The organism is Flavobacterium glycines (genome assembly GCF_900100165.1).
In the GTDB taxonomy this organism is placed as follows: Bacteria; Bacteroidota; Bacteroidia; order Flavobacteriales; family Flavobacteriaceae; genus Flavobacterium; species Flavobacterium glycines.
Genome location: NZ_FNEO01000001.1, coordinates 1,435,687 through 1,462,141, shown reverse-complemented (window position 1 = coordinate 1,462,141; position 26,455 = coordinate 1,435,687). Strand labels below are relative to the sequence as shown.

The window sequence follows — 26,455 nt, the reverse complement described above, 5'->3', positions numbered from 1 at the left end:
ACTATCTTAGTTTTAAGGTAACAATGGAAAGTATGGCTAACATGATAGCAACAATCCAAAATCGGGTAACAATTTTACTTTCGTGGTAACCTTTTTTCTGGTAATGATGATGCAATGGCGACATCAGGAAAATTCTTCGGCCTTCGCCAAAACGTTTCTTGGTGTATTTAAAATAACTTACTTGTAATACCACTGAGAAATTTTCCACCAAAAAGATTCCGCATAACAAAGGAATTAGTAATTCTTTTCGAACAGCAATAGCTAATACCGCAATAACACCTCCAATAGTTAAACTTCCTGTATCTCCCATAAAAACAGATGCCGGATAAGAATTGTACCATAAAAATCCAATGAGCGCCCCAACAAAAGCAGCAATAAAAACGGTCATTTCTCCTGAATTAGGAATGTACATTATGTTGAGATAATTAGAAAAAATGATATTTCCTGATACGAATGTAAAAATTGCAAGTGCAAGGACCGAAATCGCAGAGGTTCCTGCCGCGAGTCCATCGATACCATCAGTTAAATTAGCCCCGTTAGAAACTGCTGTAATAATAAAAATCACCACCGGAATAAAGATAATCCAGGCCCATTTTTCATATCCGTCTCCCATAAATGAGAGAACTTCAGCATAATCAAATTCGTTATTTTTCACAAAAGGAATAGTAGTGGCCGTCGATTTTTCTTCAAGCGAAACCGGTGCTACCACTGTTTCTGTAGTTTGTTTAAAAATATCTGTTTTTCCGGTATCAGTACGAACAGTCACATGAGGATTAAAGTACAACACACTTCCAACGATTAAACCTAATCCTACCTGACCAAAAACTTTAAAGATTCCTTTTAATCCTTGTTTGTCTTTTTTGAAAATCTTAATATAATCATCAATAAAACCAATTGTTCCCATCCACAAGGTAGTTACAATAAGCAACACAATGTAAATATTATGCAATTTGGCAAACAATAAAACAGGAATTAATGTTGCAAAAATAATAATCAATCCTCCCATAGTAGGAGTTCCTGCTTTCTCATTTTGCCCTTCTAAACCAAGCTCTCTAATGGTTTCTCCAACCTGTTGTCTTTGCAAAAACTTAATTACTCTTTTACCATAAATTGTAGACAACAACAATGATAGGATGAACGCTAATGACGATCTAAAAGTGATGTATTGAAAAACTCCCGTTCCGGAAATATTTAATACTTTGTTGAAATAATCGAATAAATAATACAGCATAATTTCACTATTTATGAAGTTGTTCTAAAATCTCTTTTACAATTTTCATATCATCAAAATCAGTACGAATACCTTTGATTTCCTGATACGTTTCATGCCCTTTTCCGGCAATTAAAATGATATCATTTGGCTGTGCCAATTGACAGGCAATTTTTATAGCCTGCTTTCTATCGGTAACAGCAAAAACTTTTTTATGGTTTTGTGGTGGTACTCCGGCCTCCATCTCACTGATAATAACATCCGGATCTTCATCTCTGGGATTATCCGATGTTAAAATGGTTTTGTTACTCAATTCAGAAGCAATACCAGCCATAATTGGTCGTTTCGCCTTATCTCTGTTTCCACCACAACCTACAATTGTGATTAATTGTTCATTTTTAGTACGTACTTCATTGATGGTTTTCAATACATTTTCAAGTGCATCCGGAGTATGTGCGTAATCTACAATGGCAGTAATATTCGAATCTGAAACGATATATTGGAATCTTCCTGAAACACTTTCTAATTCCGATAACAAACGAAGCGTTTCCAGACTATCCAAACCTAATTCGATAGCGGTTCCGTAAATAGCCAAAAGATTGTAAGCATTGAAAACACCTATTAATTTCACCCAAACTTCGTTGCCTTCAATTTTTAATAACAAACCTGATAGTAAGTTTTCTAAAATTTGGGCTTTATAATCCGCATAAGTCTTGAGCGCATAAGTACGTTTTTTAGCTACCGTATTTTGCAGCATTACCGCTCCATTCTTGTCATCAATATTAGAAATAGCAAAAGCAGTTTTAGGCAAATTATCAAAAAATGATTTTTTCACATCTCTGTATTCTGCAAATGTTGGATGGTAATCTAAATGATCATGTGACAAATTAGTAAAAACTCCTCCTGCAAAATGTAATGCTTCGGTACGTTTTTGATGAATTCCATGCGAACTCACTTCCATAAAACAATATTCTACACCAGCACTAACCATTTCGTTTAAAAAATGATTTATAGTAATAGAATCAGGAGTGGTATGTGTCGCTTTGTATTCTACATCATCAACCAAAATTTTTACAGTAGAAAGCAAACCTACTTTAAATCCGGCTTTTTTAAATAATTGGTACAATAAAGATGCAATTGTAGTTTTTCCGTTAGTTCCGGTAATTCCAACCAATTTTAATTTTTCAGATGGATTTCCAAAATAATTCGCTGCCATAAAAGCAAGCGCTTTGTTAGTATCATTCACCTGAACATAGGTAACTTCACTCACAAATTGCTCCGGAAAAGTATCGCAGATAATGGCTTTAGCTCCTAAATCGATGGCTTTCTGGATATAATCATGTCCATCCGAAATAGTCCCGCGAATAGCAACAAATACATCATTGGATTGGATTTTTCTTGAATCAAAATCCAATTTCCCGACGGCAATATCAGTCGAACCATGTACGGCTTCAATTGCTACTCTATATAATATGTCTTTTAATTTAATCACAATAATTCTAAGGTTATAGTTGTGTTTTTAGTAATATTTTGTCCGGCCTGCAATGATTGGCTTTTAACTTTTCCAATCCCTTTTGTTCTGACTTTTAATCCTAAATTTTCTAATAAAGCAATTGCGTCCATCCCCGGCATTCCTTTAACATTAGGAATTGACTGTTTGGACTTTTGAAGCTTTGCAAAATATTCGTTATAATCTTTCTCTTGCTTAGCTACTTTTCTGTCTAATTTCTTAATCTCATTTGTTGAAGGAACTTCGGTAAATATTTTTTGAGCAATTCGTTTAAAAACTGGACCGGCAACATCGGCTCCGTAATAATTATTCTTAGCTGTATTGGGTTTATGCACCACTACTATACAGGAATATTTAGGCGCATCAGCCGGAAAATAACCCACAAATGAAGACGCATAATACAAACCTGAACCATCACGTTTTCCATAATTTACCTGAGCGGTTCCTGTTTTACCAGCCATAGGAAAATCTTTAGAATACAATTTGGAAGCCGTACCTTTCTTAACTACATTTTTAAGTACTGCTTTTAATTTAGCTAATGTAGCATCTGAACAAATTCTTGGATTGATAATCTCAGGTTCCATTTTTTTAATGGTTTTGTTCCATTCTTTGATTTCTGAAACAAATTGTGGTTTTACCATTACGCCATCATTGGCAACAGCATTATAAAAAGCCAAAGTTTGCATTGGAGTAACTGAAACTCCGTATCCAAAAGCCATCCATGGCAATGAAATATTAGACCAGTTTTTATCTGAAGGCTGCGGAATAAACGGACGTCCTTCTCCTTTGAAATCCATGTTCAAACGTTTATTCAAACCATAGGAATTAACGTGATTAACGAATTTGGAAGGATTATTTTTGTAGTTATTATAAACTGCCTGAACTAAAACGGTATTAGAAGACACTTCAAATCCTCTTGCCAAAGAAATTTTGCCATAACCGCCTTCATGTGAATCTCTCACCGATTTACCCGAATATTTGATAACACCTCCATGAGAATCATAAACCGTACTTGTATCGGCTACTCTGTCTTCCAAAATCGTCATTAAATCCACTAATTTGAAAGTAGAACCCGGTTCGTGCGATTCAGCAACTGCATAATTGGTAGTCTCATAATAACTACCATCACTAGCTCTTCCTAAATTAGAAATTGCTTTTACCTGACCGGTATGTGTTTCCATTACCACCACACAACCATGATCTGCCTGGTAATCTTCTAATTGCTTCAACAAGGCATGATGTGCAATATCCTGGATATAAACATCAATGGTAGAAATCACATCATATCCGTCTAATGGATCAACCTCGTTCATATCACGAATAGGTTTCCACTGTCCTTTTGCAATTTTTTGTTTTAAAATACGACCATCTTTACCGTTTAGATATTCTCTGTAAGCCCATTCGATACCTTTTCCATCCGAATGTCCCGCATCGTATTTTCTTTCATAACCAATGGTTCTTTCAGCAATTTTACCTATCGGATGTTCACGTACTGTTTTTTGATCGATTATAATTCCACCTTTATAAGGACCTAATTCGAATAAAGGAAAACCTTTAATCTTCATATAATCGGTGTAACTTAAATCTCTGGCAACTAAAAAATAACGGTTATTATTAGCTCTTGCTTTTCTTAATTCATTTTCAAAAAAATAAGAAGGTTTACCCAAAACAGTTGCCAAAGAATCCGCTAAAGCATTTACATTTTTCTCAAAATTCTCTTTGGTAGGAGCCAAAGCATCAAAACGAATAATGTATTTTGGAATTGAAGTAGCCAGCAAACTTCCGTCAGAAGAATAGATATTCCCTTTATTGGCAGGAATAACAAAATTTTTAACGGTTCTTTCTTTAGCCAATTCACGGTAATAATCTCCCTCAACCCACTGAATATTAGTCAACTTAATAGCAACTGCTATTGCCATTAAAAATATAGCAAAAGCAACCAGATAAATTCGGTACGATATGTATTTATCATCTATTGCCATAATTTCTTAAGGAAACTTTTTTCTTCTTCTTTTTTAACTTTTATTTTAACCGGTGGTACAGTTGAAGGATAAATTTCTCTTTCAACCATTTTTTCTGAAACTGTTGATTCCATACGAAGTTTCATCAATTCAGAACGTCTGTCAACAAACTCCGAGCGTAATTCTTTTACTTCTGAAGTTAGTTCGGCAATTTTAAAAACTTTTTGTTCGTAACGCTGCGTATTAGCAATCATAATGATAGCCAGGACAATTAAAAAAACAATAAAACGCCAATTCTTTATCGCATCATCATCGATTAAAAATCTTGCTTTTAACAGATTGTAAATACTCATTTTTATTGTTGTTTATTATATCTTTTCGGCTATTCTTAACTTAGCACTTCTTGCTCTGTTGTTGATTTTGATTTCTTCATCAGTTGGAACTATCAATTTCCCTATGGTTTTAAATGGCACTGAATAATTCCCAAAAAAATCACGTTCCGGCTCTCCTTCGAACATTCCATTTTTCATAAATCGTTTCACCAAACGATCTTCTAATGAATGATAGGAAATCACACTTAATCTTCCACCCGGATTCAAAATCTCTAAAGATTGTTCTAAAAATTCTTTCAAAACATCCATTTCCTGATTCACCTCAATTCGGATAGCCTGATAAATTTGTGCCAATACTTTATTTCGAACTCTTTCCGGCAAATATTTAGCTAAAACTTCCTTTAGTTCCTCTGTAGTTTTTATTGGACGATGTTGTCTGGCCTCGATAATTGTTCTTGACAAAGCAGGTGCATTTTTCAACTCACCATAATCATAAAATACACGTCTTAAATTAGCATCGTCATACTCATTGACTACCTTATAAGCATTAAGGTCGTTTTTCTGACTCATTCTCATATCCAATCCGGCATCAAAACGGGTTGAAAACCCTCTTTCCGGCACATCAAACTGATGTGATGAAACTCCTAAATCTCCTAAAATTCCATCAACATTTCTTGCTCCGTAAAACCGTAAAAAACGCTTGATATATCTAAAATTCTCATTAATCAAAACAAAACGATCATCATCTATCGCATTTGCCAAAGCATCTTCATCCTGATCAAAAGCAAACAATTTTCCATTAGGACCTAAACGTCTTAATATCTCTCTGGAATGACCACCTCCACCAAAAGTCACATCTACATAAACACCATCAGGCTTAATATTTAAACCATCCACTGTTTCTTTAAGCAAAACCGGATTATGATATTCCATTGTCATCATCATTTATATTACCCATTACCTCTTCGGCCAAATCTGCAAAATCAACTCCGTCATCAATCGACTGTTCATACAAATCTTTGTCCCAAATTTCCACAATATTTACCGCCGATGAGAAAACAACATCTTTAGCAATACTGGCAAAATTCACTAAATCCTTTGGAACCAATAAACGCCCTAAAGCATCAATTTCAACCACCTTCACACCTGCTGTAAACTTGCGGATAAAGTCGTTGTTCTTCTTTACAAATCGATTTAGCTTATTGATTTTCTGCATCATCAAATTCCATTCTTCCATTGGATACAACTCTAAACAAGACTGAAACACCGAACGCTTCAAAACGAATCCGTCCTGAAGAGAAGAAGCCAATTGCTTTTTCAAAGGAGATGGCAACAAAACCCTTCCTTTGGCATCGACTTTACATTCATATGTTCCTACAATTGTATTCAAAAGATTCACCATTAAATGATACAGAGCAAAAATATAAAAAAAACTACCACCTTTTACCACTTTCTACCACTTTGTTGATAAGTTTACCCACTTTGAAAACAAAACCCTTAATTTTTAGACTATCAGAACATTAGCACAGTTATCTTTTCTCACAAACAAACGAATCCAAATCAAAAAACCACTCAAAAAAAACACCACTTTTTTATTGAAAAAAACGCAAGAATACCACAAAAAACTCCTAGACTTTCAACAACATAACTAAAAAAATTATTAAAAACCGAGAGAATCCCTGAAGATTATCTTCAAAAAATCTTTTCAAAAACTCTTTTTAACTGATTATGTTCTATATTTGTCCAAATTGAAATTCGCATTCAAAAGCATGGACAAAAACTATAAAAAAGAAGGCCGATACAGTTATTACGAAGCTGGCGAAGGAACTCCTATTGTCATATTACATGGCTTGATGGGAGGCTTAAGCAACTTTGACGGTGTTGCCCGTTACTTCTCTGACAAAGGATATAAAATTGTTATTCCGGACCTGCCTATATACACTCAAAGCCTGTTAAAAACTAATGTAAAAGCTTTTGCAAAATACGTGAAAGACTTTATCACTTTTAAAGGTTTTGACCGGGTAATCCTTTTAGGAAATTCACTAGGAGGACACATTGCGCTATACCACACTAAAATGTACCCTGAAAAAGTAGCAGGACTCGTAATAACAGGAAGCTCAGGGCTTTACGAAAGCGCAATGGGTGACAGTTACCCCAAAAGAGGTGACTATGAATACATTAAGAAAAAGGCAGAAGACGTATTTTACGATCCAAAAATTGCTACTCCTGAACTAATTGACGAAGTTTATGCCACTGTAAACGACCGTATAAAATTAATCAAAACTTTAACCATAGCTAAAAGCGCCATTCGCCACAACATGGCTAAAGATTTACCAAAAATGCATGTTCAAACCTGTATTATTTGGGGGAAAAATGATAAAGTTACTCCTCCGGAAGTAGCAACAGAATTCAACAAATTATTACCCAATTCCACCTTATATTGGATTGACAAATGCGGTCATGCTGCCATGATGGAACATCCGGACGAATTCAATAATTTACTGGAAGAATGGCTTAAAAAAACAAATTTATAAGCCTTTTTTAAACAAAAGATAAAATGAAAATCAATACCGCCGAATTTATTATTAGCAACTCTGAAGTAAGCAAATGTCCAAAAGACTTCTTGCCCGAATATGCTTTTATCGGCAGGTCAAATGTGGGTAAATCATCACTAATAAACATGTTGACAAACCACAAGAAACTGGCCAAAACCTCAGCAAGACCAGGGAAAACACAACTAATCAATCATTTTTTGATTAACAAAAACTGGTTTTTAGTCGATTTACCGGGTTATGGATACGCCAAAGTTTCTAAGAAAACTAAATCTGTTTTTCAACAATTCATCACTGATTATTTCGAGAAAAGAGAACAATTGGCCTGTGCCTTTGTTTTAATCGATATTCGTCACGAAGCTCAGGCAATTGATATTGAATTTATGGGCTATATGGGCGAAAGCGAAATTCCTTTCTGCATTATTTTCACCAAAGCTGATAAAATAGGTAAAACCAAAATAGACTCTCATATTGCAGCTTACAAAAAACAGATGTTTGCTAATCATTGGTCAGAAATGCCTCCGTATTTTGTAACCTCTTCTACCGAAGGAATTGGAAAAGAGGAACTTTTAAATTATATAGACGAAGTCAATCAGGAAATTTTTAAAAACAACAGCGGGTTTTAAAATTCCAAATCCGAAAATAAAATAAAAAAATCCCAAATTCCAAGCTTGACAATTGGAATTTGGGATTTTTGCTATTGGAGTTTTTACGCCGAAACTTTGGGACTACTTTGTCAACTCTAATTTCTCTGCAAAATATTCACAGAAATCCTTCATTGTTGCCGACATTTTTTCATCACCCGTAGCACGATGAAAAGTATCCGACATTGCCACTAAAGTTTGATGAAAGAAAATCTTCATTTCGTCAACAGGCATATCTTTGGTCCACAAATCGATACGCATGCTCTCTTTAGCCTTGCTGTCCCAAACAGATAACAAAATTGCTTTGGACTCTTCCATTTCTACTCCGCCGTCTTTTGCCGTCCAATATAATTTTTCCGGAATGCGGTTTTCATCTAATTCTACTAGAAAATTAATTTCTGATTTATGTGTGTTTGACATTATTTCTTAGGTTTATAATTTGATTTTTCGAAAATTTCTTTTGCTGGAGTTTTCATTAATTGCGGCAAAGATACTTCATTATTTTTCATATACGAACGAACAATTTGCCATCCTATCCAAGCTCCCACTCTTCCCGGAGACTCGTTATCAATTTCCAGATAAAATTTAGAAAAAGGTGCCGGACTAACAAATCGCGGAATTAATTTTTGATCATCACTATACAACAATTGTCCTTCAATAAAATAACGCCATATATAATCTTCATTTTCCTCACACCATTTTAACTGCTCTAAAGTGTAACCCATTTTTTCTTCATCCGTATATTCTTCATCCAGAAGCACATCTTTAAGATACAAACTTTTACCGGCATAGATCATTGCAGACAAGAAATTATTTTCTCTGGCAGGCATGACTTGCCTTCTGGCAAAACTTTCCACCACATCAGGCAACAACTGTCTTGGTTCAAAATTCTGTTTGATATAATTGGGAAACTGATAAAACTTATGTTCTTTTCCCAAATACATTTCCAATGAAATAATCATCAAACTATCGGCATATATGACTTTATTAGTATAATCCATTTCCGATATAATGGTATACACTTTTTTAGGAACTTGTACTTTAGGAAAATTATACTTAATACGCTTTAAAACATCAACCAATTGCTTTTTATAAGGATTAAAATCAGAAAACTTATTTTGAACCTCTGTATACAATTCTCTCCATAATGGATTTTGCATTTTTTCTAACCAAACCGAATCATCATTTCCTTCAGGAAAGAAAAAAGGAAACTCTTTTTTAACCTTAGGTAAGTCTTTAGGTGCAGTTTCGAAGAAAATTTTATCAAATCGAATTACCTGAACATCTAAAGGAATGGCTTCTACTGCTTTTTCATTCTTATTTTTAGTATCACAAGAGAAAAAAAAGAACAATAGAACTAAGGAAATTACATATGTTTTCATTTTATTTTAATTAAATTTGCATCATTATAACAGGACAATCAGTACATTACTGAAAATATTGCGCAAAGATACGTCCCTGACAGCTAAAATTTGAACTATTATGACTAAAAAAAGTACAATCAAAGTTGAAGAAGTAAATACTCACATCGTTAATTGGTTAAAAACATATGCCCAAAATTCTAAAGTAAATGGGTTTGCAGTTGGAATTTCCGGTGGTGTGGACTCAGCGGTAACCTCAACTTTATGTGCTCAAACCGGACTTCAGGTTTTATGCGTTGAAATGCCAATTCATCAACATGAAAGTCATGTAAGTCGTGCCAAAGAACATATTGAACAACTTAAAAAACGTTTTCCCAACGTAAGCAGTATTCAAAGTGATTTAACATCAGTTTTTGAAGCCTTTAAAAAAGAAGTTCCTACTGACTTTGAAGAAAACAAACTTAATTTAACTCTTGCTAACACCCGCGCCCGTTTAAGAATGACAACTCTATATTATCACGCAGGAGTTCACGGTCTTTTAGTTGCAGGAACAGGAAATAAAGTAGAAGATTTTGGTGTAGGTTTCTATACAAAATATGGAGATGGAGGTGTAGATGTAAGCCCAATCGCTGATTTAATGAAATCAGATGTTTTTGCACTAGCTGCTTATTTAGGAGTTCCGGAGTCTATTTTAGTTGCTCAGCCTTCAGATGGTTTATTTGGAGATGAAAAAACTGATGAGCAACAATTAGGAGCCAGTTATGACGAATTAGAATGGGCAATGCTGGAAGATGCAAACAACAATCCTCAGGATTCTTATACTGAAAGACAAAAAGAAGTCTTTAAAATCTACAAAAAACTCAACACGATTAACCAACACAAAATGAATCCTATCCCAGTTTGTGTAATTAATCGGGATTAATACGATTTTATCTATTAAAAGTAGTATTATTCCTTTTTTTTACCTAATTTTAATATACAATTCATACAAAAAAACAACAACCCTAAAAAAAAAAAAAAATCATGATTAAAGTTTGTCTAGCCGATAATTTTCCGGTAGTACATTTTGGAGTAAAATCTTACTTCAAAGACCATTCAGACATATCAATTGCTGCCAATGTTGGTAGTTTTTTGATGATTCGAGATATCCTCTTAACTAAGGAAATAGATATCTTAATCTTAGACTTAGAACTTGAAGGACTTTCGAGTATTTTTGAAGTTAAATCGCTTTTAAAAGATTTTCCAAAAACTAAAATTATCATTTTTAGTGGTCTTTCTGAGCAAATTTATGCACCAAATGCTATTAAAGCAGGTGTTGCCGGATACGTTCATAAGAAAGAAAAATTGGAAACGCTGGGACAATCGATAATCAAAGTTCATCAAGGTAAAATCATCATGAACGAAACGGTTAAGAAAAACCTGGCTTTGATTGCAAAACAAAGTAAAAGCGAACGTTTGTACCGTAAACTTTCTAACCGTGAAGTAGAAGTTTTACGTTATTTAAGCGGTGGAAAGAAAAACCATGAGATTGCAGAAATCTTAGGTCTTAATGAAAAAACAATTAGTACTTACAAACTACGTTTATTAACAAAATTAAATGTTACAAACCTAGTTGACTTAGTAAACAAAGCTAAAAGTTTAGAAATCGTTTAATTTAAAAACGAGACATGACTCTACCGAGCTTTTTTGAAAAAGCCCGAGTCAGCTCATTATAATCTTTTATCATCATCATTGACTCCATATTATCCTTATCAGGTGATATGGAGTTTTTTAATTCCTCAATAATTCGACCAACCAGATACCATCTTAAAGTTAAAATCGTTTCTGTAACATTTTGCCCTATAGTATCTTGTTTCGATTTTGGAAAAATATTCTGTCCTTCCCAATTGTGCATTACTAAACGCTCATCTTCCATCAAAATGTCAGTAACTTCCTGAGCATATTCAGCCGGTAAACGCATTAAATAGTGCTCTAAACTAAATCTATCATTTTGAAGATAATAATTAATTAAATCGTTAAATATTCCTCGAAATAATGGATTAGCTAACTCCACCTCATCTTCCTGTAAACTCAAATAAATACGTTGAAAAACTTTATAGGATTTCATTTCAGAGACATTCACTATCTCACCTTCATCGTTGGTCTTCATCAAAACATTCTCAAACTCTTCCGTTTTATCCCCATAAAGAAGTAAAATTTCAATTATTTTGCGTTCTAAACGATATAAAACATCGACTCTTTCTGTTGTTGGCTCGCTTGGATATCCCGGTTCTCCCGGATAATCTTCCGGTGGCCCAAATCTGGGATCTTCCGGATCGCCTCCTGAATAACCCGTATTTTTTGGATTTTGGTTTCTATGAACTTCAAAAGGTTTTTGTTCCTGCTTTTGCTTTTTAGCAACTTCAGTAGCATCTTTTTGAATCAACTGAGCCAAAGTACTAATAAGCACCTGCTCAGAAATATCCATAATACGGGAACATTCCTGAATATAAACTTCACGTTGAATACGATCCGGTATTTTAGAAATACTACCTACCATATCGCGAATCAAATCAGCTTTCTTGATAGGATCGTTCTTGGCTTCATCCATCAAAAGTGAAGCTTTGAACTGGATGAAATCCTTAGCGTTATTTTCCAGATAAGCTACCAAATCATCGTGTGGTGTTTTTTTGGCAAAACTATCCGGATCCTCTCCATCAGGAAAAGTACAAACCTTAACATTCATCCCTTCCTCCAAAATCAAATCGATTCCTCGAACTGAAGCCCTAAGTCCAGCAGCATCGCCGTCAAAAAGCACCGTAATATTTCTTGTCAATCGGTTGATTAATCGGATTTGGTCAGGCGTCAAAGCCGTTCCCGAAGAAGCCACAACATTCTCAATTCCAGCCTGATTAAACTGAATCACATCAGTATAACCTTCCACCAAAAAACAATTGTTCAATTTGGCTATAGATTGTTTGGCCTGAAAAATTCCGTACAGCACTTTACTCTTGTGGTAAATTTCACTCTCAGGCGAATTCAGGTATTTTGCCGCTTTTTTATCATTGGTTAAAATTCGGCCTCCAAAACCTAAAATCCTCCCGGACATACTTTGGATAGGAAACATAACACGACCTTTAAATCGGTCAAAAGGACGATCTTCCCTTGGAATAGTCAAACCTGTACTCTCCAGAAATTCCAATTTATAACCTTTCCCCAAAGCTTCTTTAGTCAAAGCATCCCAGGCTTCAGGCGAATATCCTAAACTAAACTTTTCAATGGCATCAAGAGTAAAACCTCTTTCTTTAAAATACGAAAGCCCAATTGCTTTTCCTTCTTCGGTATTTAATAGGGTTTTATGAAAATAATCCTTTGCAAATTCAGAAACCAAATACATACTTTCACGAGCATCCATATTGGCTTTTTCAGCATCGGTTTGCTCCGTTTCCTCAATTTCGATATTGTACTTTTTAGCCAAATAACGAATCGCTTCAGGATACGTAAAATGAGAGTGCTCCATCAAAAAAGCAACCGAATTCCCTCCTTTTCCCGAACTAAAATCTTTCCAGATTCCTTTAGCAGGTGACACCATAAAGGATGGCGAGCGCTCATCAGAAAACGGACTCAGTCCTTTAAAATTACTCCCGGCACGTTTTAATTGCACAAAATCACCAATAACTTCCTCAACACGGGCAGTTTCGAAAACAGTATCTATCGTAGCTTTTGAAATCAATTTATCAGGAAATTTAAAAAATTGAAAGATTTAAGAATTTAAAGATTGTAAAATTACACAATCCGAATCAAAAAAATCTATTTTTTTCTCTCGATCACATAATTCACCATCAGGATCAAGGCGTCTTTAAAATCAGAATCGGGATAATTCTCTAGTAGTTGAAGTGCTTCTTGTTGGAATTCGACCATTTTATTTTCGGCATAGGTCAGACCGTTATTATTTTTCACAAAAGCAATTACTTCTTTAACTCTCTTTTTGTCTTTGTTGTGATTTTTAATCGAATTGATTAACCATGTTTTTTCTTTTTTCGAACAGGTATTCAAAACATGGATTAAAGGCAAAGTCATTTTTTGTTCTTTGATGTCGATTCCTGTTGGTTTCCCAATAGCATCTTCAGTATAATCAAACAAATCGTCTTTGATTTGAAAAGCCATTCCTATCAATTCACCAAACTTTCGCATATTCTCCACCTGAACCACATCTTCAGAAACCGATTTGGCTCCCAGTGCACAACATGCTGCAATAAGTGTAGCGGTTTTTTTTCGGATAATTTCGTAGTAAACTCCTTCGGTAATGTCTAATCTTCGGGCTTTTTCTATTTGCAATAATTCGCCTTCGCTCATTTCGCGAACAGCAACAGAAATAATTTGAAGCAAATCAAAATCGCCATTATCTATCGAAAGTAATAATCCTTTTGACAATAAATAATCGCCCACCAGAACAGCAATTTTATTTTTCCAAAGTGCATTAATCGAAAAAAAACCGCGACGACGGTTACTGTCGTCCACCACATCGTCATGAACCAAAGTAGCCGTATGAATCAGCTCAATAACCGAAGCACCACGGTAGGTTCTTTCATTTACACTTCCACCGGAAATCATCTTTGCGGTTAGAAAAACAAACATCGGGCGCATTTGTTTCCCTTTTCTGTTAACGATATAATACGTGATCCTATTTAACAACGCCACCTGAGAAGACATAGATTCATAGAACTTTTTTTCAAAAAGTTCCATCTCATTAAATATGGGCTGTTTTATTTGAGAAGTGACATTCATTTAGGTTCCAAATATACTATTTTAAATAAAAAGACATTCGTTTTTTAAACACTTATCCATTTTATTAATTAATTTTATATTTATAAAACTATAAATTTCGTTTTTAAAATTTACAAAATTGCCCCATTAAACCATTTTTGAATTTTACTATCTTATTCTAAACCAAAAACCTAAGAATTATGAAAACAAAAATTTTATTAATCGCAGTGTTTTTTACCACACTAACTTTTTTCAGTTGTAGTTCCAACGACGCTACAGCTGATAATACAGCAGTAGTTTCTTCTGATGATGTAGCATTAACTGCAAAAATCGACACTTCGCTGGAAGATATCGATGCCATTACCGAAGACCAATTTAATGCTCAGCAAAGTATCTCAGGAAAAATTGACAGTTACAGAAAAAGTATCTTGCCCAGCTGCGCAACCATCACCACAGTTTTGACTAACAATGTCTGGACAAGAACTATCGATTTTGGTACAGAAGGATGTACCTTAGCTAACGGCAATACTATCAAAGGAAAAATCATTATTAGTTTTACAAATGATTTTAGTACTTCGACACATTCAATTTCCTATACTTTTGAAGGATTCTACCACAATGGAAAATTAATTGAAGGAAATAAAAGCACAACTTACACAAAAAAAACAACTGATTTACTTAATGAAATCCATCCTGTTATGACACACTCAATTGACATGACTGTGACATTTGATGATGGGAAAATTTATAAAACAACAGGAACCAGAACAAGAGAAATGGTCGAAGGATTCAGCACTCCACTGGAATGGGAAGACAATGTTTTCTTGGTGACAGGAAATAGCAACATTACTAAAAAAGACGGAACCGTAATTACTTGTACAATTACTAATCCATTACGTTTTGAGATGAGTTGCAGATCTCCATTCCCGATTTCCGGAACTAAAACAATAACTAAAAACGATTCAACTGCAACATTAGATTTTGGAGATGGCGATTGCGACTCCCTCGCAACAATAACTATCGACAATGTAACAACCGAAATTTCTTTAAGAAAATAACAGTCCTAAAAACTAAAAAGCATCCGATTATTGTTTCTTTTTAATTCAACAATCGGATGCTTTTTTATTTAAAAAAATTAAGCTTCTTTATTTGCCAGTTGCCCGCAGGCAGCATCTATATCTTTACCGCGGCTCCTTCTTACTTTTACCACTACACCAATCGATTCCAATCCTTTTATATAAGCATTTATTGCTTCTTCCGAAGCCTGTTGAAACTCTCCATCATCAATAGGATTGTATTCTATCAAATTCACTTTACAAGGAACATACTTACAGAACTTAACTAAAGCATCTACTGAAGCTTTATTATCATTGATACCTTTCCAGACTACATATTCGTAAGAAACTTTACTTTTCGTTTTTCTGTACCAATATTCCAATGCTTCCCGCAAATCAGCCAAAGGGAAATTTTTAGAAAAAGGCATAATTCGGGCTCGGATTTCATCAATTGCCGAATGTAAAGAAACTGCCAGTTTGAATTTGACCTCATCATCGGCCATTTTCTTAATCATTTTTGGAATTCCGGAAGTAGAAACCACAATACGCTTAGGTGACATACCTAATCCTTCTTCCGAAGTAATCATATCAATCGCTTTGATTACATTATTGTAATTCATCAATGGCTCACCCATTCCCATAAAAACAATATTAGAAAGCGGATGATTAAAATACAAACGGCTTTCTCTGTCAATAGCCAAAACCTGATCGTAAATTTCGGCTGGTTCCAGATTGCGCATCCTTTTTAATCGGGCAGTTGCACAAAAATTACAATCCAAACTACATCCCACCTGACTGGAAACACAGGCAGTGGTTCTGGTTTCTGTTGGAATCAACACCGACTCAACTACCAAGCCATCATGCAATCGAACTGCATTTTTAACCGTTCCATCATCAGAACGCTGCATCGTATCAACTTTAATGTGGTTAATCACAAAATTATCCTCAAGCATGGCACGTGTTCCTTTAGAGATATTAGTCATATCTTCAAAACTGTGTGCTCCTTTACTCCACAACCATTCATAAACCTGATTTCCACGAAATGCTTTATCATTATTAGCCACAAAAAAATGGCGTAATTCTTCTTTAGATAAGGCTCGTATGTCTTTTTTCTCCATTTGCATGCTGCAAATTTAATGACTATTTGTTGATTTATTACATCAATTCATATAAATGCTCAGGTGTTGTTTTGATAATTTGATAACTTTGTTCAAAATTGAAAAAAAATCAAAAAATGCATTTCATTTCCCAGGAATTAGAAGATTATGTTGAACAACATTCTGAAAATGAACCAGAATTATTAGCAGCATTAAACAAAGAAACCTATCAAAAAATTCTTTTACCCCGTATGCTTAGCGGGCATTTTCAAGGACGTGTTTTGAGTATGCTCTCTAAATTAATCCGTCCAATAAACATTCTTGAAATTGGTACTTATACCGGCTATTCGGCTTTATGTTTATGTGAAGGAATGCAGGAAAATGGCGTTTTACATACTATTGACATCAAAGAAGAATTAGTCGATTTTCAAAGAAAACATTTCGACAAATCACCATGGGGCAAACAAATTGTACAGCATTTAGGCGAGGCTATCGATATCATACCTGCTTTAGATATTAAATTTGATCTGGTTTTCATTGATGCCGATAAAGAAAATTATTTGAATTATTTCGAATTGATTGTTCCAAGAATGAACAAAGGCGGTATCATTTTATCGGATAATGTTCTTTGGAGCGGAAAAGTTTTGGAACCGTTGCATCCAAAAGACATTAGCACTAAAATTCTCCTCAAATACAATCAACGATTAAAAGAAGACCCAAGAGTTGAAACCGTTTTACTCCCTATCCGAGACGGATTAACCGTAAGCAGAGTCCTTTAAAATATTCACTAAAAAAAGCGCATATTCAAAAAACTAATGAATATGCGCTTTTTTCTATCTATCCTCCTAATCTATAAAAAATTAAAGTGGAAAATATTTTATTTGTGTATACTGATAAATTTTATAAATAAATAATCCTGTCATTGCACCAAAAAGATAACCGCACAAAATATCTAAAGGATAATGCAATCCTAAATAAATACGGCTGTAAGCAAAAATTAAAGGCCATAAAAACAGCAAAAAAGCATATTTAAAATAGGGCTTAATAATGTGATAGATAAACATTGCTACTGCCATACTATTAGCGGCATGCCCTGAGAAAAAACTAAAAGATTTAGATGATTTTACAATTCGGATAATTGAATGAATATCGGGATTATTGCATGGACGTAATCTTTGAAATCCATACTTAAACAAATTGGTACACTGGTCTGTTATTAAAAGTAAAACAGCTATAAACAACAACACCTGCAAGGTTTGCCTCCCTCCTATTTTTTTATAAATTATATATAGTAAAACCAAAAAAAGCGGAGTCCAATGTGTTTGTTTGGTAATAAAAAGCCAAAGTCCATCATAAGACTCTGAACCAAGTCCGTTTAAATAAACAAATAGCTGAACATCTAAAGAAAGGAGCTTTTCTAACATTAGTGACTGCGTTTTACCGGACCTGCAATATCTTCAATATCTTCCTTAAGTTTTGTTGCCTGAACAACAGAATCACCTAAAAGATCTTCTTTTACCTTATTGATTTGCGTATTAATCCCTCCTGTCATTTCCGATAAAGATTTTGCATCTAAACCATTTTCTTCTGCACCTCTATGAATTTCATTCTTTATATCATTTGTTGCATTTTTAAGCTGCGCCATAGCTTTGCCCATAGTACGAGCCACTTCAGGTATTTTATCCGAACCAAACAGCAACAATACTACAAACATTATAAAGACTAATTCTCCTCCTCCTATACCAAACATATTCTTTGTTTTTTTTGGCAAATATACCAAATTTAAAAAAAGTCTACTTTTAATTTTTTCATAAAATAAGTCATTTATCTAACTAACAAATAGACATATCCTTAATCAAAACACCTTATCTATATTGTGTGATCTTTTTGTACTCCTCATTTTTTGTAATAAGAAAATCCATCAGCTTAAATTCCTCACTTGGCTGCATTAAAACTCTGGATTTAGAATCATTTTCACAATAGATTAAAAACAATTTAATTTCATCGTCATTTAAGTGCAAAGTATTTGAAAAGAAAGAATAATTTACCTTATTCATGACCACTTCTGAAAAACTGGTCTCCTTATAAAAATCCGTTTTTTGCGGATTACTTTTTCTTAAAACTCCCAAAACATCTTTATAAATTCTAACAAAATCGACTCCATTCTCAATCGTTCCATTTGGAGGCATCAACCTGTTTTTAGGAGAAGATTTTTCATCGTCAAAGAATTTTAAATCCACATATTTTTGGGTATTTCCCTCAATAGGACTTAATTCTCCCTTAGCAAGCACAAGCACTTCTGCTAATTCATTAGTAAATACTTCCAATTTGACTACTAATTTAGGCTGCATAAAATCATTTGCTTTAAGCACTATTTTTTTAGACTTAAACATCAAACTTGAAAAAACTAAAGTATCATTAGCTTTAGCCAGAATTTTAAAAGAACCATATTGATTAACCACAGTTCCTACATTTGAATTTGCATTAAAAACAATAACATTTTCGACAGGAACCAAATCATTTCTAACCTGACCTTCTAAATTTATTCTCGCTCCTATTTGACTAAAAGAAATCTGTCCTAATAGAATAAAAAACAATAGTGTTATTTTAGTTTTCATATACGGTTATTTTATTACAATCTTTAAATCAAAGAAAATATAAAATTAAATGCTTTTTTTGAAATTGACTTTTCAAATCAAAACAAACAATCTTTTCACGTAAAGTTACAAGATTTACCGCAGAAAAAACTAAAACAACTATTTCTTTTAAAAATGAATAAAATTTCCATTTTTACTATTTGAGACTGATTTTATTTATTTTCAACTGCAATAATCTCTTTGTATTTTACAGCCAATTCTCCAAGCAGAAACTCAATAGACGTCTTGTTTTTTGTATCCAATATTTTAGTGAATTTTCGATTATCCACCACATAATATTTAAAACCGTTTATATAATCCAAAGGCAGATGTAATGTGTTAATAAAATGCTCTTTGTCAAACATTTTTTCTAACATGGCCATATAAGTTTCTTTCTTCTCAATAGCAATTTCTTTTTTCAACATCGCACTTCGGCCTGATATAAGATTAATTATCGGATCTAACCCCATAGGATTTAAACGTGCCGAACTTGCTGTTGCATATTTTCTCTCAGCCGGTGTATATTTCCTGAGATTTGAACTTACAATTCCTAATGAAACAGCATTAATATTGCTGTAATTCATTACCAATACCTCATTCAATTCATGAGCAACAGCGACTAAATGCACATCTAAACCTTTATCACCAAAATCTTCAGCACACAACACCACTTCTTTTCGTTTAAATTGCAAACCCGAAAACACTAAGGTATCGCCAACACTGGCTTTTATGGTAAAACCTCCTGTTTCATCAGTAAAAACAGTATGTTCCGTTTTCAAATTAATTACATATATTCCCTCTAAATTCGATATATACGCACTCACCCTTCCTTTTAAGCCTATAGAATCCCTATTTTGACCAAAAGCAACAACAACAAACAAACCCAAAAAAGCCACAAAAAACTTATGCATCTTATTGTATTTCAAAAAAGTAAAATTAAACTAAGCATATCCCAATTTGTTACTAAGAAGCTGATAAAAATTTGTTAATAACAACTTTCATTTCAATCGGCTATAGCTAACTTTAAACCCTAAAAGAATAAGAATGAAAAATTTACTCTTAGCCAGCACTTCTACTTTACATGGAAGCAACTTTCTGGAATATTTATTACCTGAGCTAAAACTGCATTTTAAAAACTGCAAAACAATCTTATTTATTCCTTACGCAAGACCTGACGGTATCTCACATGAAGAATACACACAAAAAACAGCTTTGACTTTCGCCAAAATAGCTATTGACGTAAAAGGAATTCATGAATTTGAAAATCCGGCTTTAGCTATAAAAGAGGCGGAGGGAATTTTCACTGGTGGAGGAAATACTTTTTTACTGGTCTACCAATTATACCATAATAAGATTATGACTGTATTAAAAGAAACTCTCGAAAAAGGAACACCCTATTTAGGAACTAGTGCAGGAAGCAATATTGGAGGACTTAGCATGCAAACCACAAACGACATGCCCATTATTTATCCGCCAAGTTTTCAAACTTTAGGATTAATTCCTTTCAATTTAAATGTACACTTTCTGGAAAAAGAAGCTCAATCAACTCATATGGGTGAATCTCGCGAAACAAGAATAAATGAATTTCATCAATTCAATAATTTCCCTGTTTTAGGACTAAAAGAAGGAAGTTGGCTTGAAATAAAAAATGGCAAAATCAATTTAAAAGGAGGCCTTACAGCTAAATTATTTAGAAAAAATCACTCTCCAATTGAAATTACATCGGAAACTGAACTTAGTTTTATTCAATAAACATGAAAAAGCCGAAACAAAAAGTTTCGGCTTTTTCAAATCTTATCCTTATTTTCTAAAATAAGTTGATACAAAATCGATTTATTTATGAATAATCCAGAAAACAAAAAAGCCCAAACTTTCGTTTGGGCTTTTGAGCGGAAGACGAGGCTCGAACTCGCGACAACCAGCTTGGAAGGCTGGAGCTCTACCAACTGAGCTACTTCCGCATAACGGGTGCAAATATACATTTTATTCAAACACCTCAAAATTTTATTTCAAAAAACTAAATAAAAAAATTTAGCTCTACTAGAGCGGAAGACGAGGCTCGAACTCGCGACAACCAGCTTGGAAGGCTGGAGCTCTACCAACTGAGCTACTTCCGCATTGCGGGTGCAAATATAACAAATAAGTTAAGTCTAAAACAAATTTTTTGCGCATATTTTTTTATCAAACACACGAATTAAAATCTAACTTTTTTAAAACTAATTCATTATAACTTTATTTTTTTTATCCTAAAAAACGATAGAACACATTTTCGCAAGCTTTTCTTATTTAAAATACTAAATCAACTTTGAAGATTGTATATAAGAATCCGAAGGATAATATATAAAAAGACAAGACTTATCTTTTATTGTACGGATTAATTCATTAGTAACTGCAACCGGAACCGCCGGACACCCCAAACTCCTGCCTAGTCGCTTATTGTTATGAATAAAAGAATCAGAAACATAATCAGCACCATGAACCACTACAGCTCTGTTACGCGCGTTATCATTTATTCCTTTTTCCAAACCATCTAATCTTAACGATTTGCCATGTTTACCATTGTAAACCTCTCCGGTAACATAAAATCCCAAACTACTTTTATACGATTCAGCTGCATTCGAAAAACTATTTGCAAATTCTTCCCCCGTATTTCTGCCATGCGCTACAAGTGAATGAATTAAAATACTATCAGTATCTAAATCAATCACCCATAGCCTTTTAGTGTTTGCCGACAAACTAAAATCAATTAATGTTATGATATTCTTGCTAATCAATCCCTGAGCTTTCAATTTACAAAAACCCTCAAAAGCAACTTTAAAGGTTTCCAATTTTGGCAATTCAAAACCGGCAGAATGCAAATTATGATACACTTCCTCTACATTTAATCCCTCAACATCCTTCAACATATTACTTTTTAGTACGCCCCTTTTTTCAATGGTTTTAGGTAAAAAAGCGGTAGTAGACAACAACAAAAACGCCAAGACTAAAAAGCTCAAAAATTTATTATAAATCATTGATTATTATTTAATTAAACCAAAATATTTGCTGCCAAAAATATAAAAAAAAGATACAAAAAAAAATACTAACCAAATCATTATGACAGCTTTAACTCAACAGTAGCTTTTTAATTACAAAAATTAGCTGTTAAAAAATTGTTAATCTAGTCTATTTTATTATTTTTGCTTGAATATTACATTTTTTTACATGACGTTATCCCGTTTTATAATCTATTGTTTTTTCACCCTGTTGAACCTAAGTGCTTTTGCTCAAAAAAAAGTTCTTCTGGCAAAATCAAAGGAAGGAAACATCAATATTGACGGAAAAATTGACGAAGAAGAATGGCAAAAAAACAGTGAAATCGCTTCAGATTTCATCATGTTTACCCCTGACAACGGAAAACTCATTGACAAAGAAAAAAAAACTGAAGTGAAAATTCTTTATGACAATGAAGCAATTTATATTTCTGCCGTTTTAAATGACAACGAACCTCATAAAATTCAACGCGAACTTACCGAAAGAGACATCTTTGGTGTTGCCGATAATTTTGCTGTTTTTATTAATGGTTTTAATGACGGACAACAAGATTATCGTTTTTATGTAAGTGCAGCAGGAACCCAAATGGACTGTATAGCCACAGAAGGCAATGAAGACTATACGTGGGATGCTATTTGGCAAAGCAGTGTAAAAATAACCAATACCGGCTGGATAGTAGAAATGAAAATTCCTTATGCTGCTATTCGTTTTCCAAAAAACAAAAAACAAACCTGGGGGATTAATTTCTTACGTGAAATCAAAAGAACCACCCAAAAATATACCTGGAACCATATAAACACTAAGATAGGTGCCGTTGTAACACAAACCGGACAACTGAATGGCATAGAAAACATAAGCCCATCTACCCGTCTTTTCTTTATCCCTTACACCTCTGCTTATTATCAAAAGGATAATTTTACTTCAGACAAAACACTCAAAGCCGGTTTAGATATTAAGTACGGTATTAACGATGCCTTTACTGTAGACGCTATTTTAGTTCCTGATTTTGGACAAACCAAATTTGACAATGCCATCCTAAATTTGGAACCTTTTGAACAAAAACTAAACGAAAACAGACCCTTTTTTACAGAAGGAACCAATCTGTTTAATATTGGCGGATTATTCTATTCCCGAAGAATTGGAGGAAGCCCTATTGTAAGCAAAGAGGAAGTTGAAAGCGGTTTAAACAGTAATGAAAACATTACTGAATACCCAAATACAGTAAATCTAATAAATGCAGTAAAACTATCCGGAAGAACAAAAGACGGCTTAGGTATCGGTTTTCTCAATGCTGTAACCGAAAAAACTTTTGCCAAAATAAAAAATACTGATACTGACAACATAAAAAAAGAAGTAATCAACCCCTTGACCAACTACAATATAGTAGTATTTGATCAACGTTTCAGACAAAATTCTTCGGTATCATTTATCAACACCAACACAAGTAGGAACGGAAGTTTTAGAGATGCAAATGTTTCCGGTTTAGTATTCGATTTAAATACTAAGGCTAACACTTACAATCTTTCCGGGGATTTTAAATACAGTACAATTAATGACATTCAAGATTCTAACGGTTTTAAAACCTCTCTAAATTTTGCCAAAACAAGTGGAAAATACCGCTATTTATTTACAGGTAAATACACTTCAAAAAATTACGACACAAATGACTTAGGCATATTGTATTATTACAATTATTACAGCGGTTATGTCAATGGAAGTTACAGAATTCTAAACCCAAATAAAATTTTTAACAGCTTCCTGATTGAACAGGAAGTCAATTTAGACATAGACAACACTACAAATAAAATTCAAAACACCAGTTGGTTTCAAACAATTGTAACGGCCACGACATTGAATTTATATTATTTTCAATTAGGAATCAATTTTCTTCCTTTTGAAACATTTGATTTTTACATGCCTTTAAAAGAAGGCAGATACCTATATATTCCTAGTAAAATAAGCGGTTATCTGGAAATAGAATCTAATAAAAATAAGAATTTAACCTTTGATATTACGCCTTCATTTGTCAAATACAATGAAGCAGATAGATTTACCTACAAAATATACGCAGGACCTAAATACCGTTTTAACGATAAATTCTCACTTGCATTTTCCACAGATTACACTAAAGAAGCCAACACTATAGGATGGGTAGGAACCATCAATTCCGATATTATTTTCGCAAGACGCAACAGAGAAATTATCCAATCAGAATTAACCGGGAAGTACGCCATCAACAACAAAATGACTTTTAATCTTAAAGCCCGTTATTATTGGTCGTATTCTGATAACCGCCATTATTTCAAACTTGAAGACAATGGTCATCTTACACATAATGATTCCTATAACCTTAATAAAAACAGAAATTTTAATTCCTGGAATTTCGACCTGTCTTATTCCTGGTGGTTTGCTCCCGGAAGTCAATTATCAGTTTTGTACAGAAACTACGCTCAGGAAGACACGAATATGATAGAAAAAAATCTGAGTAAAAATCTCAACACCATATTCAACTCTAACATGACTAATATTTTCTCTATTAGTTTGCGCTATTTCATTGATTACAACAATATAAAACACAAATTATAAAGTGCATATATTTTAATAAAACTGCATTTCTGCAAAAAAATTATCATTTTTGCCCTAGCTAAATTCTCGAATACATAATAGTCGTTTTATTGCTAACGAAGATTTTAGAAATAATTTATCTTTGTGCAAAACAAAAACTATAATGAGCAAAAAAGTAATCTTAATGATTTTGGATGGTTGGGGAAAATCTCCTGATCCTAAAGTATCTGCAATTGACAATGCAAATGTTCCCTTTATAAACAGCCTTTACACTAAATACCCTAGTGCACAACTTAGAACCGACGGTTTACATGTAGGTTTACCAGAAGGTCAAATGGGAAACAGCGAAGTAGGACACATGAATCTTGGTGCCGGAAGAATTGTTTACCAGGATTTAGCTAAGATTAATTTGGCTGTAGCCAATAAAACTTTAGCACAAGAACAAGTATTAAAAGATGCTTTTCAGTATGCCAAAGAAAACAACAAAAAAGTACATTTCTTAGGATTAGTTTCTGACGGAGGTGTTCACTCACATACTTCTCACTTGCGTGGTTTAATTGATGCCACTCAGGATTATGGTTTAGATCAGGTTTTCATTCACGCATTCACAGACGGTAGAGATGTTGATCCTAAATCAGGAAAAAAATACATTCAGGATTTAACTGATTATATTGCCAATACTCCGGTAAAAATTGCTTCTGTAATTGGTCGTTACTATGCGATGGATCGTGACAAACGTTGGGAAAGAGTAAAACTGGCTTATGACTTAGTGGTTCATGGAAAAGGAACTCCTACACACAATGTAGTTACTTCAATCGCTACCAGTTATGGAAACGACATCACTGATGAGTTCATTGAACCTCTTGTAGCTGTTGGTGCTGACGAAAAACCATTAGCAACTATCCAGGATAACGACGTTGTTATTTTCTTCAACTTTAGAACTGACCGTGGTAGAGAATTAACTGAAGCGCTTTCGCAACAGGATTTCCACGAACAAAACATGCATAAATTAGACTTGTATTATGTTACATTGACTAATTATGACGAGACTTACCAAAACGTAAAAGTGGTTTACAACAAAGATAACATCACTGAAACATTAGGTGAAGTTTTAGAAAAAGCGGGCAAAAAACAAATTCGTATTGCTGAAACTGAAAAATACCCACACGTGACTTTCTTCTTTTCAGGAGGTAGAGAAGTGCCGTTTGAAGGTGAATCCCGTATCTTAAGAAACTCTCCAAAAGTAGCTACTTACGATTTGCAACCGGAAATGAGTGCTTACGAATTAGCCGATGCACTTTGCCCTGAACTTGAAAAAGGAGAAGTGGATTTTGTATGTCTTAACTTTGCTAACGGAGACATGGTAGGACACACAGGAATTATGGAAGCTGCTATCAAAGCCTGTGAAGCTGTAGACAAATGTGTTGAACAAGTAATTACTACTGCATTGGCAAACGGATATTCAACTATTGTAATTGCTGATCATGGTAACTGCGAAACAATGATTAACCCTGACGGAAGTCCTAATACTGCTCACACCACTAATCCGGTACCATTTATCCTTGTGGATAATGATCAAATAGCTATTCAGGATGGTGTTTTAGGAGATGTTGCCCCAACAATCTTAGATTTAATGGGAGTAGCTCAACCTGCCGCTATGTCCAGTCATTCTTTATTAGTAAAATAATTTAGTTTAAAATATATTTAAATTAACGGCTGTTCGAAAGAGCAGCCGTTTTTTTTGATAACAATT

At 33.9% G+C, this 26,455-nt stretch carries 25 protein-coding genes and 2 tRNA genes; 9 read left to right on the top strand and 18 right to left on the bottom strand.

What is annotated here, in order from left to right; translation table 11 throughout:
- Nucleotide 1: 1 nt before the first annotated feature.
- The 6 genes from mraY to mraZ are packed head-to-tail and all read right to left on the bottom strand — an operon-like array spanning nt 2 to nt 6,403.
- On the bottom strand, nt 2–1,231 hold the full coding sequence (mraY, locus tag BLR17_RS05940; protein WP_066326790.1) for a phospho-N-acetylmuramoyl-pentapeptide-transferase: 1,230 nt from the start codon (nt 1,229–1,231) through the stop codon (nt 2–4).
- A gap of 7 nt (nt 1,232–1,238) precedes the next feature.
- Nucleotides 1,239–2,699, bottom strand: a complete 1,461-nt coding sequence (locus BLR17_RS05935) for a UDP-N-acetylmuramoyl-L-alanyl-D-glutamate--2,6-diaminopimelate ligase (RefSeq protein WP_066327533.1) — start codon at nt 2,697–2,699, stop codon at nt 1,239–1,241.
- Nucleotides 2,699–4,702 carry a penicillin-binding protein gene (locus tag BLR17_RS05930; protein ID WP_066326791.1) on the bottom strand — a complete coding sequence of 668 codons (2,004 nt, stop codon included), beginning with the start codon at nt 4,700–4,702 and terminating at the stop codon, nt 2,699–2,701. The genes BLR17_RS05935 and BLR17_RS05930 overlap by 1 nt, the downstream gene beginning before the upstream one ends.
- Complete coding sequence (locus BLR17_RS05925) at nt 4,693–5,034, bottom strand: FtsL-like putative cell division protein (RefSeq protein ID WP_083189277.1); 342 nt, start codon at nt 5,032–5,034, stop codon at nt 4,693–4,695. Before BLR17_RS05925 ends, BLR17_RS05930 begins: the two co-directional genes overlap by 10 nt.
- A 15-nt stretch (nt 5,035–5,049) precedes the next feature.
- Complete coding sequence (gene rsmH, locus BLR17_RS05920; protein ID WP_174544388.1) at nt 5,050–5,958, bottom strand: 16S rRNA (cytosine(1402)-N(4))-methyltransferase RsmH; 909 nt, start codon at nt 5,956–5,958, stop codon at nt 5,050–5,052.
- A complete protein-coding gene (gene mraZ, locus BLR17_RS05915) occupies nt 5,933–6,403 on the bottom strand; it encodes a division/cell wall cluster transcriptional repressor MraZ (protein WP_066327536.1) in 471 nt (156 codons plus the stop codon). The genes rsmH and mraZ overlap by 26 nt, the downstream gene beginning before the upstream one ends.
- Nucleotides 6,404–6,782: 379 nt before the next feature.
- Between mraZ and BLR17_RS05910 the strand changes: the two genes are divergently transcribed.
- Both BLR17_RS05910 and yihA read left to right on the top strand, forming a co-directional pair.
- Nucleotides 6,783–7,547: an alpha/beta fold hydrolase gene (locus BLR17_RS05910; RefSeq protein WP_066326794.1), complete on the top strand. Its 765-nt coding sequence runs from the start codon at nt 6,783–6,785 to the stop codon at nt 7,545–7,547.
- A gap of 23 nt (nt 7,548–7,570) precedes the next feature.
- A complete protein-coding gene (yihA, locus tag BLR17_RS05905; RefSeq protein WP_066326795.1) occupies nt 7,571–8,191 on the top strand; it encodes a ribosome biogenesis GTP-binding protein YihA/YsxC in 621 nt (206 codons plus the stop codon).
- A gap of 102 nt (nt 8,192–8,293) precedes the next feature.
- Here yihA and gldC read toward each other — a convergent pair whose 3' ends face one another.
- Both gldC and gldB read right to left on the bottom strand, forming a co-directional pair.
- The gene (gldC, locus tag BLR17_RS05900) at nt 8,294–8,629 is read right to left on the bottom strand and encodes a gliding motility protein GldC (protein WP_066326796.1); all 336 of its coding nucleotides are present in this window, start codon (nt 8,627–8,629) and stop codon (nt 8,294–8,296) included.
- Entirely contained in the window at nt 8,629–9,591 is a 963-nt protein-coding gene (gldB, locus tag BLR17_RS05895; RefSeq protein ID WP_066326800.1) for a gliding motility lipoprotein GldB, read from the bottom strand. The genes gldC and gldB overlap by 1 nt, the downstream gene beginning before the upstream one ends.
- Before the next feature lie 100 nt (nt 9,592–9,691).
- On the opposite strand from gldB, the gene nadE reads away from it, so the two are divergent.
- Nucleotides 9,692–10,492: an NAD(+) synthase gene (gene nadE, locus BLR17_RS05890; protein WP_066326801.1), complete on the top strand. Its 801-nt coding sequence runs from the start codon at nt 9,692–9,694 to the stop codon at nt 10,490–10,492.
- Between the two features lie 101 nt (nt 10,493–10,593).
- Entirely contained in the window at nt 10,594–11,223 is a 630-nt protein-coding gene (locus BLR17_RS05885) for a response regulator transcription factor (protein ID WP_066326803.1), read from the top strand.
- 1 nt (nt 11,224) lies between these two features.
- Here the strand turns inward: BLR17_RS05885 and dnaG are convergent, their stop codons facing one another.
- Together dnaG and BLR17_RS05875 are read right to left on the bottom strand one after the other, a co-directional pair.
- Nucleotides 11,225–13,282, bottom strand: coding sequence for a DNA primase (gene dnaG, locus BLR17_RS05880; protein ID WP_066326805.1), 2,058 nt, complete (start codon nt 13,280–13,282; stop codon nt 11,225–11,227).
- A 77-nt stretch (nt 13,283–13,359) separates the two neighbouring features.
- Nucleotides 13,360–14,337, bottom strand: a complete 978-nt coding sequence (locus tag BLR17_RS05875; protein ID WP_066326808.1) for a polyprenyl synthetase family protein — start codon at nt 14,335–14,337, stop codon at nt 13,360–13,362.
- Nucleotides 14,338–14,516: 179 nt separating this feature from the next.
- On the opposite strand from BLR17_RS05875, the gene BLR17_RS05870 reads away from it, so the two are divergent.
- A complete protein-coding gene (locus BLR17_RS05870) occupies nt 14,517–15,374 on the top strand; it encodes a hypothetical protein (RefSeq protein WP_066326809.1) in 858 nt (285 codons plus the stop codon).
- 77 nt (nt 15,375–15,451) lie between these two features.
- Here the strand turns inward: BLR17_RS05870 and rlmN are convergent, their stop codons facing one another.
- Nucleotides 15,452–16,495: a dual-specificity RNA methyltransferase RlmN gene (rlmN, locus tag BLR17_RS05865; RefSeq protein ID WP_066326811.1), complete on the bottom strand. Its 1,044-nt coding sequence runs from the start codon at nt 16,493–16,495 to the stop codon at nt 15,452–15,454.
- A gap of 110 nt (nt 16,496–16,605) precedes the next feature.
- On the opposite strand from rlmN, the gene BLR17_RS05860 reads away from it, so the two are divergent.
- Nucleotides 16,606–17,247: an O-methyltransferase gene (locus BLR17_RS05860; protein WP_066326814.1), complete on the top strand. Its 642-nt coding sequence runs from the start codon at nt 16,606–16,608 to the stop codon at nt 17,245–17,247.
- Between the two features lie 81 nt (nt 17,248–17,328).
- Here BLR17_RS05860 and BLR17_RS05855 read toward each other — a convergent pair whose 3' ends face one another.
- The 4 genes from BLR17_RS05855 to BLR17_RS05840 all read right to left on the bottom strand — a co-directional run bounded on the left by BLR17_RS05855 (nt 17,329) and on the right by BLR17_RS05840 (nt 20,015).
- The gene (locus tag BLR17_RS05855) at nt 17,329–17,892 is read right to left on the bottom strand and encodes a phosphatase PAP2 family protein (protein ID WP_066326816.1); all 564 of its coding nucleotides are present in this window, start codon (nt 17,890–17,892) and stop codon (nt 17,329–17,331) included.
- On the bottom strand, nt 17,892–18,218 hold the full coding sequence (locus BLR17_RS05850; protein WP_066326817.1) for a Sec-independent protein translocase subunit TatA/TatB: 327 nt from the start codon (nt 18,216–18,218) through the stop codon (nt 17,892–17,894). Before BLR17_RS05850 ends, BLR17_RS05855 begins: the two co-directional genes overlap by 1 nt.
- A 115-nt stretch (nt 18,219–18,333) precedes the next feature.
- Nucleotides 18,334–19,086 (bottom strand): BamP family beta-barrel-assembly machinery protein, encoded by a 753-nt coding sequence (locus tag BLR17_RS05845; RefSeq protein ID WP_066326818.1) that lies wholly within the window; start codon nt 19,084–19,086, stop codon nt 18,334–18,336.
- 191 nt (nt 19,087–19,277) lie between these two features.
- Nucleotides 19,278–20,015: a hypothetical protein gene (locus BLR17_RS05840; protein WP_066326819.1), complete on the bottom strand. Its 738-nt coding sequence runs from the start codon at nt 20,013–20,015 to the stop codon at nt 19,278–19,280.
- Nucleotides 20,016–20,148: 133 nt separating this feature from the next.
- Between BLR17_RS05840 and pepE the strand changes: the two genes are divergently transcribed.
- A complete protein-coding gene (pepE, locus tag BLR17_RS05835) occupies nt 20,149–20,856 on the top strand; it encodes a dipeptidase PepE (RefSeq protein WP_066326820.1) in 708 nt (235 codons plus the stop codon).
- A gap of 136 nt (nt 20,857–20,992) precedes the next feature.
- On the opposite strand, the gene BLR17_RS05830 is transcribed toward pepE, so the two are convergent.
- The 3 genes from BLR17_RS05830 to BLR17_RS05820 form a co-directional block, all read right to left on the bottom strand.
- Nucleotides 20,993–21,065: transfer RNA gene (locus BLR17_RS05830), tRNA-Gly, on the bottom strand.
- A gap of 83 nt (nt 21,066–21,148) precedes the next feature.
- Nucleotides 21,149–21,221 (bottom strand) — tRNA-Gly (locus BLR17_RS05825).
- A gap of 177 nt (nt 21,222–21,398) precedes the next feature.
- A complete protein-coding gene (locus BLR17_RS05820) occupies nt 21,399–22,118 on the bottom strand; it encodes a murein L,D-transpeptidase catalytic domain family protein (protein WP_066326821.1) in 720 nt (239 codons plus the stop codon).
- A gap of 190 nt (nt 22,119–22,308) precedes the next feature.
- Between BLR17_RS05820 and BLR17_RS05815 the strand changes: the two genes are divergently transcribed.
- Both BLR17_RS05815 and gpmI read left to right on the top strand, forming a co-directional pair.
- Entirely contained in the window at nt 22,309–24,723 is a 2,415-nt protein-coding gene (locus BLR17_RS05815) for a DUF5916 domain-containing protein (protein ID WP_066326823.1), read from the top strand.
- A gap of 142 nt (nt 24,724–24,865) precedes the next feature.
- Nucleotides 24,866–26,389: a 2,3-bisphosphoglycerate-independent phosphoglycerate mutase gene (gpmI, locus tag BLR17_RS05810; RefSeq protein WP_066326824.1), complete on the top strand. Its 1,524-nt coding sequence runs from the start codon at nt 24,866–24,868 to the stop codon at nt 26,387–26,389.
- Nucleotides 26,390–26,455: the final 66 nt, after the last annotated feature.

Bases quoted from the DNA above. Each gene is read 5' to 3' on its own strand.
- mraY (WP_066326790.1), bottom strand. From the start codon at position 1,231: ATGCTGTATTATTTATTCGATTATTTCAACAAAGTATTAAATATTTCC.
- BLR17_RS05930 (WP_066326791.1), bottom strand. From the start codon at position 4,702: ATGGCAATAGATGATAAATACATATCGTACCGAATTTATCTGGTTGCT.
- BLR17_RS05925 (WP_083189277.1), bottom strand. From the start codon at position 5,034: ATGAGTATTTACAATCTGTTAAAAGCAAGATTTTTAATCGATGATGAT.
- rsmH (WP_174544388.1), bottom strand. From the start codon at position 5,958: ATGATGATGACAATGGAATATCATAATCCGGTTTTGCTTAAAGAAACA.
- BLR17_RS05910 (WP_066326794.1), top strand. From the start codon at position 6,783: ATGGACAAAAACTATAAAAAAGAAGGCCGATACAGTTATTACGAAGCT.
- yihA (WP_066326795.1), top strand. From the start codon at position 7,571: ATGAAAATCAATACCGCCGAATTTATTATTAGCAACTCTGAAGTAAGC.
- gldC (WP_066326796.1), bottom strand. From the start codon at position 8,629: ATGTCAAACACACATAAATCAGAAATTAATTTTCTAGTAGAATTAGAT.
- gldB (WP_066326800.1), bottom strand. From the start codon at position 9,591: ATGAAAACATATGTAATTTCCTTAGTTCTATTGTTCTTTTTTTTCTCT.
- nadE (WP_066326801.1), top strand. From the start codon at position 9,692: ATGACTAAAAAAAGTACAATCAAAGTTGAAGAAGTAAATACTCACATC.
- BLR17_RS05885 (WP_066326803.1), top strand. From the start codon at position 10,594: ATGATTAAAGTTTGTCTAGCCGATAATTTTCCGGTAGTACATTTTGGA.
- BLR17_RS05875 (WP_066326808.1), bottom strand. From the start codon at position 14,337: ATGAATGTCACTTCTCAAATAAAACAGCCCATATTTAATGAGATGGAA.
- BLR17_RS05870 (WP_066326809.1), top strand. From the start codon at position 14,517: ATGAAAACAAAAATTTTATTAATCGCAGTGTTTTTTACCACACTAACT.
- rlmN (WP_066326811.1), bottom strand. From the start codon at position 16,495: ATGCAAATGGAGAAAAAAGACATACGAGCCTTATCTAAAGAAGAATTA.
- BLR17_RS05860 (WP_066326814.1), top strand. From the start codon at position 16,606: ATGCATTTCATTTCCCAGGAATTAGAAGATTATGTTGAACAACATTCT.
- BLR17_RS05855 (WP_066326816.1), bottom strand. From the start codon at position 17,892: ATGTTAGAAAAGCTCCTTTCTTTAGATGTTCAGCTATTTGTTTATTTA.
- BLR17_RS05850 (WP_066326817.1), bottom strand. From the start codon at position 18,218: ATGTTTGGTATAGGAGGAGGAGAATTAGTCTTTATAATGTTTGTAGTA.
- BLR17_RS05845 (WP_066326818.1), bottom strand. From the start codon at position 19,086: ATGAAAACTAAAATAACACTATTGTTTTTTATTCTATTAGGACAGATT.
- BLR17_RS05840 (WP_066326819.1), bottom strand. From the start codon at position 20,015: ATGCATAAGTTTTTTGTGGCTTTTTTGGGTTTGTTTGTTGTTGTTGCT.
- pepE (WP_066326820.1), top strand. From the start codon at position 20,149: ATGAAAAATTTACTCTTAGCCAGCACTTCTACTTTACATGGAAGCAAC.
- BLR17_RS05820 (WP_066326821.1), bottom strand. From the start codon at position 22,118: ATGATTTATAATAAATTTTTGAGCTTTTTAGTCTTGGCGTTTTTGTTG.
- BLR17_RS05815 (WP_066326823.1), top strand. From the start codon at position 22,309: ATGACGTTATCCCGTTTTATAATCTATTGTTTTTTCACCCTGTTGAAC.
- gpmI (WP_066326824.1), top strand. From the start codon at position 24,866: ATGAGCAAAAAAGTAATCTTAATGATTTTGGATGGTTGGGGAAAATCT.